This window comes from Neisseria sp. P0021.S006, assembly GCF_051956895.1.
This window is the reverse complement of record NZ_JBQCWZ010001246.1, coordinates 1-450: the sequence shown is the minus strand read 5'-3', so window position 1 is coordinate 450 and position 450 is coordinate 1. Positions and strand designations below refer to the sequence as shown.

Sequence of the window (450 nt, the reverse complement as noted above, 5' to 3'; positions counted from 1 at the left end):
ACTTACAGGCTGAAATGAAACTAAATTGTACTCACGTACTCAATATTGAGGTGCAGAGCTTGTTTTGTAGCCTGTATCTCCCGTTTACCGGTAAACCATAAAATCAAAATTTAGGAATATACAATTATGAAAATTTTATTGATCGCTCTTGCAACCGGTAGCCTGATGTTGGCAGCTTGTTCTTCTTCCAAACCTGAAGAAGCGGCAGCGCCACGCATCACTGTTGAAGAAGCAATGACTCAATGTCAACAAGCATCTGGTGAAAATGCTGATCGCGCTGTATTTGATGCCTGCATGAAAGGCAAAGGCTATCAACGTACGGCTGAATCAGCTGCCTCCGAGCCTGCTGCATCTGAGCCTGTAGCTGCTCCTTAAACTGCTGCTCCTGAAGCTGCGGCTTCTGAACCTGCCGCCAAAGCTGCTCCAGCTAAAAAAGCTGTTAAAAAAGTA

General features: G+C 44.9%; 1 protein-coding gene. It reads left to right on the top strand.

Annotated elements, in window-relative coordinates; translation table 11 throughout:
• The first annotated feature begins 126 nt into the window (after window positions 1-126).
• A complete protein-coding gene (locus tag ACTHUM_RS19700; protein ID WP_308111495.1) occupies window positions 127-375 on the top strand; it encodes a hypothetical protein in 249 nt (82 codons plus the stop codon).
• Window positions 376-450: the final 75 nt, after the last annotated feature.

Coding starts and splice junctions, on each gene's coding strand:
- ACTHUM_RS19700 (WP_308111495.1), top strand. CDS start 127: ATGAAAATTTTATTGATCGCTCTTGCAACCGGTAGCCTGATGTTGGCA.